Source organism: Parasphingorhabdus sp. (assembly GCF_036964675.1).
Taxonomy (GTDB): Bacteria; Pseudomonadota; Alphaproteobacteria; order Sphingomonadales; family Sphingomonadaceae; genus Parasphingorhabdus.
Genome location: NZ_JBALTF010000112.1, coordinates 1 through 4,638 on the forward strand (window position 1 = coordinate 1; position 4,638 = coordinate 4,638).

Sequence of the window (4,638 nt, forward strand, 5' to 3'; positions counted from 1 at the left end):
CTTGGCCTCATCATCGCGGGCGTCATTGCCCATGACCAGGGAAACATGTTCGAGAAATTCGCCGAGCGTTTCATATTCTTCCATCGCCCGCGCCAGTTCGGTCAGATTCTCCAGACGACCGGCGGCTTCGGTGGAGCGGTCTGCCTGCAGCATCGTCGTATAGCCGGACTCGTCGAGAATGACCCGGGTGAGCTCGGCATGGTCGGTGTCGGCCGCCATGTCCCGCCAGCGGCCGAAATTGCGCATCAGCCCGAGCAACGTGTTGCGTGCCCGCGGTGCCAGTTCGTCGGTATCACAGATGCTGAGGGCTGCAGCGGCCATCGGAATGGCTTGCCCGCGAGCGAGACGATGGATTTTTTCGATAGTCTTGTCGCCAAGGCCGCGCTTGGGCGTATTGACGATCCGCTCGAATGCCAGATCGTCAGCAGGCTGGGCAATCACCCGGAGATAGGCCAGAGCATCGCGGATTTCGGCGCGATTGTAAAATGGCAGTCCATTCACAATTTTGTGCGGCAAGCCGATCGAGATGAAGCGGTCCTCGAATTCGCGGGTCTGGAACTGGGCGCGAACCAGAATCGCGACATCGTTCAGCGATACCTGCTTGAGCTGCTGCAGCGCTTCGATTTCATCGCCGATGCGCCGCGCTTCTTCCGGGCCGTCCCAGACGCCGATGACCTGGACCTTGTCGCCTTCGGTTTCTTCGGTCCAGAGCGTCTTGCCGAGGCGGCCGCTATTATGGTTGATCAGGGCTGAGGCGGCGGCGAGTATATGCGGGGTGGAACGGTAATTCTGCTCCAGCTTGACCACCGTGGCTTCGGGAAAATCCTTCTCGAAGCGCAGGATATTGGCGACTTCGGCGCCGCGCCACGAATAGATCGACTGGTCATCATCGCCGACGCAGCAGATATTCTGGTGGCTCTGGGCGAGCAGCCGCAGCCAGAGATATTGCGAGCTGTTGGTGTCCTGATATTCGTCGACCAGGATATATTTGAACCGCTCCTGATAGCGTTTCAATATTTCCCGGTTGGTCTTCAGCAGGTTGAGGATATGGAGCAGCAGGTCGCCAAAGTCGCAGGCGTTGAGCTTCCTGAGCCGGGCCTGATAGGCGGCGTAAAATTCCTGGCCACGGCCATTGGCGTAGCGTTCATTCTCATTGGCATCGAGATCCTGGGGGTTGAGCCCCCGGTTTTTCCACTGGTCGATCAGGCCCGCCAGCATCCGCGGCGGCCAGCGTTTCTCGTCAATTTCCGCCGCCTGGATCAGCTGCTTGAGCAGCCTGAGCTGGTCATCGGTGTCGAGAATGGTGAAATTGCTCTGCAGACCGACCAGCTCGGCATGCTGCCTGAGCATTTTTGCGCCGATGCTGTGGAAGGTGCCAAGCCACGGCATGCCCTCAAAGCTCTCGCCGACAAGCGAGGCGATCCGCTCCTTCATCTCGCGGGCGGCCTTGTTGGTGAAGGTTACCGCGAGAATTTCGCTCGGCCATGCCTTGCGCGAGAATACGATATGCGCCAGCCGCCGGGTGAGCGCAGCGGTCTTGCCGGTGCCTGCGCCGGCCAGCACCAGCACCGGGCCTTCGGTGGTCAGCACGGCCTCTCGCTGCGGCGCATTCAGGCCGCGAACATAGGGAGGGTCGCTCTCATCTGGTATGTTGACAGTTTCGGTCACGGGTGAACAGTTAGGGAACATCGGCGCGGGCGGCAAGGCCAATATCTTTTTTGATATGACCAAAAGGGCAGGTTGTAATTATTGTTGCGGTGCACCATTTACAGATCAAATGCCGGTAACGGTTCGCAAATGGAGCATGAAATGAGCAACAGACTATTTACCAGCGCGATTGTCGCTACTTTGACGATGGCATGTTTGACTGTCTATTCGACTTTTTACCAGAATGGCAGCGAAACGGCGTCGATCCTGACGATGATGGGCGGCTAGCTATCCGACTTTGACAATGGGGCGGGGCGCAGGAGATGAATCCGCGCCTTGCCGCTATCGCGAACACAATCGAGATCAAATCCCTTCACTTCAATATTTTCATGGCGCCCCGTTTCAATGGCGATCCAGCTCGACGGCGCGAACCAGCCGTGTCGGCCTAACTTGTCCAGCGCCACCGCGCCGGCACCCGAATCATAAGGCGGATCCATCAGGATCAGATCATAAGGCTTTCGGGCCTGACCCAGATGCAGCACCGAGCCAATCCGGATATCGGCCTCTGCCGCCAATGTTTCGATATTCTTCTCCAGCGCCCGGATCGCATCCTTGTCCTGCTCGACAAAAGTGCAATGCGCCGCGCCGCGCGACAGCGCTTCGAGACCCAGGGCTCCCGAACCGGAGAACAGGTCGAGTATCTGCAAGTCCTCAAAATCACCCAGTCGGCTGGTCAGCATCGAAAACAGCCGTTCGCGCGTCCGGTCAGCGGTCGGGCGAGTGATCTCACCCTTGGGCGCGACAATTTTCCGGCCCCGCCATTGGCCTGCGATTATGCGCATCTTATGCCGTCAGCCCTGAGCTTGTCGAAGGGCGCCTATCGACCGATAGGCGTGGTTCGACAGGCTCACCACTAACGGTTAGGCCACCAACGGGTAAACGCGACAGCTTGCTCATTTCAACGATTTGCGGAACTGCACCAGATCATGCTGGCGCACGACTTCGATTTCGCCTTTTTGCAGATCGCCGAGCACGAAGGGGCCGTAGCGGGTCCGGATCAGGCGGGACACTTCGAGGCCGAAAAATTCCAGCACCTTGCGCACTTCGCGGTTCTTGCCTTCGGTCAGGGTCATTTCGATCCACTGGTTGCGCCCGGTCCGGCGCTCGAGATTGGCGGTGATCGGACTGTAGCTCATGCCATCGATGGTGATCCCGCGATAGAGTTCCTCCAGCTGGTTCTGGCTGATGTCGCCGAACGTCCGTGCCCGATAGGTGCGTTCGATGCCATTTTTCGGCAATTCCATCTCGCGCTTGAACTCGCCATCGGTGGTCATCAACAGCAGGCCCTCGGTATTCAGGTCGAGGCGGCCGATCGGCATGACCCGCTCCATGTCCGTCGGCAGGACGTCATAAATGGTTTTCTTGCCGGAAAAGTCGCGTTCCGCTGTCAGATAGCCACTGGGCTTGTGAAAGCGGTACAGCTTGGCGGGCGAGGGTTCGGCGACCGGATTGCCGTCCACGGTAATGCCGGTCAGATTCTTGAGCAACAGCGAAGGATGCTCGACAGGTTCGCCGTTCAGCGCAATCCGTCCCGCCTCGATCATTCGTTCGATTTCGCGGCGCGATGCGACGCCGGCGCGGGCCAGTAATTTGGCGATACGCTGGCCTTCGCGGACCTCGCCGGTTGGCGCTTTGGACGCTGCCGGAGCCTTGGCGACCGGAGTCGGTTTTGCGCGATATATCTTGGCTGGTTTTTCTTCGGTCATAGCCGGGATCCATGGCGGAAAAAGACCGGCGCTGCAATCTGTAACCTTTGGTTTCGTGGCCCCGAATGGCTATTGTCATCCTATTGGAGTCCGGAATGAGCAAGATTATCCCGTGCCTGTTGTTTGCCGGAGCCGCTTTGACCGGCTTGATCGGTATGCAATTTGCATCTTCGGCTCAGGCCGGCGCCGGTCAGGGGATGACATCCGCGCAAAGTTTCGATGGCGTGACCCTCCCTGCCAACCCTGTCGTCATCGAACTGTTCACCAGTCAGGGATGTTCGTCCTGTCCCCCCGCAGATTTGCTGGCCAGACGGCTGGCAAAAGACGACTCCCTGCTGGTGATCACGCGGCCGGTGACCTACTGGGACCGGCTCGGCTGGAAAGACACGCTGGCGCGGGAGGAAAATACGCAGCTGCAGCGCGCCTATGCCGACAAAGGCAATGCTGGCGCGGGCGTGTACACGCCGCAAATCGTCGTCAATGGCGGCGGCGGCGCCGTCGGTTCGCGGGAAGGTGATATCCGATCATTGGTCCGGCGGGCCGACCGGTCAGGGCCGCTGATCAACGCGGCCACCGACTCCAGCGGCCAGATGATGGTCACGATCATCGGCCAGTCCGACTATATTGCCCGCGTGTCCCTGATCGCGCTCAGTTCTGCCGAAACCGTGCGCATCGGTCGCGGTGAAAATGGCGGGCGGACCTTGCATTATGTCAATGTGGTCAAGGATGAGCGCAATCTGGGCAGCTGGCGCGGCAGGCCGATGCGCTTTGCCATATCGCCTGAATATCTGAATATAAGCGGCGCCGACAAATATGCGATCATCCTGCAGCGCCCGGGCGCGGGGCCAATTGTCGCGGCAAAGCTGCTGGATATGTGAGGTGCATCAAGATCAAGCTGGCATTCAGGTGAATAGGCGCTAAAGATTCCCCCCGGTTCGAGGGAGAAGTTGGCGTGAGTGAACAAGCAGCAGCATCGGGATGGCGCGGTTATCTTCCAGCTGGAGTACGCCCGTATAGCGAAGCCGCTCCTTTGGCAGCACTGTTTCTGGGGGTCTCTTCGGCGCTCCCGCTGACCATGATCGCGGCGACTTTGACGACGCGTCTGGCGCAGGCGGGAATCGAGAAATCGACCGTCACCGCCTTTGCACTGACTTTTCTTGCCTATAATTTCAAATGGCTGTGGGCGCCGATCATCGATGTGGTGAAGCTGCCGCTGATCGGCCGG

At 59.2% G+C, this 4,638-nt stretch carries 5 protein-coding genes and 1 pseudogene; 3 read left to right on the plus strand and 3 right to left on the minus strand.

What is annotated here, in order from left to right:
- On the minus strand, positions 1-1,689 hold a 1,689-nt coding region (locus V7665_RS13100; protein ID WP_335664985.1), incomplete at its 3' end, for an ATP-dependent helicase.
- A 120-nt stretch (positions 1,690-1,809) separates the two neighbouring features.
- Between V7665_RS13100 and V7665_RS13105 the strand changes: the two genes are divergently transcribed.
- Positions 1,810-1,935 carry a hypothetical protein gene (locus V7665_RS13105; protein ID WP_335664981.1) on the plus strand — a complete coding sequence of 42 codons (126 nt, stop codon included), beginning with the start codon at positions 1,810-1,812 and terminating at the stop codon, positions 1,933-1,935.
- Here the strand turns inward: V7665_RS13105 and rsmD are convergent.
- Together rsmD and V7665_RS13115 are read right to left on the minus strand one after the other, a co-directional pair.
- Positions 1,932-2,489 (minus strand): 16S rRNA (guanine(966)-N(2))-methyltransferase RsmD, encoded by a 558-nt coding sequence (gene rsmD / locus V7665_RS13110; protein ID WP_335664982.1) that lies wholly within the window; start codon positions 2,487-2,489, stop codon positions 1,932-1,934. The two genes, V7665_RS13105 and rsmD, sit on opposite strands and share 4 nt — an antisense overlap.
- A 111-nt stretch (positions 2,490-2,600) precedes the next feature.
- Positions 2,601-3,413, minus strand: a complete 813-nt coding sequence (locus V7665_RS13115) for a pseudouridine synthase (RefSeq protein WP_335664983.1) — start codon at positions 3,411-3,413, stop codon at positions 2,601-2,603.
- A gap of 95 nt (positions 3,414-3,508) precedes the next feature.
- Between V7665_RS13115 and V7665_RS13120 the strand changes: the two genes are divergently transcribed.
- A complete protein-coding gene (locus V7665_RS13120) occupies positions 3,509-4,291 on the plus strand; it encodes a DUF1223 domain-containing protein (RefSeq protein WP_335664984.1) in 783 nt (260 codons plus the stop codon).
- A gap of 74 nt (positions 4,292-4,365) precedes the next feature.
- Positions 4,366-4,638, plus strand: a pseudogene (locus V7665_RS13125) (MFS transporter); the annotation flags it as partial.